This window comes from Xanthobacter autotrophicus, assembly GCF_030015065.1.
Lineage (GTDB): Bacteria > Pseudomonadota > Alphaproteobacteria > Rhizobiales > Xanthobacteraceae > Xanthobacter > Xanthobacter autotrophicus_D.
In genome coordinates this window covers 1-400 of sequence record NZ_JAIVFN010000529.1, presented here as the reverse complement: position 1 = coordinate 400, position 400 = coordinate 1, and the positions used below count along the sequence as shown (strand labels likewise).

Sequence of the window (400 nt, the reverse complement as noted above, 5' to 3'; positions counted from 1 at the left end):
GCCCAGGTCCACGCGCTTCTGCAGCCCGTAGGGCAGCTGGCCCACGGGCGCCTTGCGCCAGGCCTGGATCTCCAGGAAGTCGATGATGCGCTCGACCACCTCGCGGTGGCGGATCTCCTCGGCCACCGCCGGGCCGATGCGCAGCGCCTGCATCAGCAGGTTGCTTCTGATCTTCAGGTTGCGGCCCGACATGATGTTGTCGAGCACGCTCATGCCCTTGAAGAGCGCCAGGTTCTGGAAGGTGCGCGCCACGCCCATCTCGGCCACCTGGCGGCTGTTCATGTGGGCGAAGGTCTTGCCCCGGAAGGTGATGGAGCCTTCCTGCGGCGCATAGACGCCGTTGATGCAGTTGAGCATCGAGCTCTTGCCGGCGCCGTTCGGGCCGATGATGGAGCGGATC

1 protein-coding gene is annotated in these 400 nt (G+C 66.2%); it reads right to left on the bottom strand.

What is annotated here, in order from left to right; genetic code table 11:
- A partial coding sequence (locus K9U40_RS24360) for an ATP-binding cassette domain-containing protein (RefSeq protein WP_282892611.1) occupies nucleotides 1–400 on the bottom strand: 400 nt, incomplete at both ends.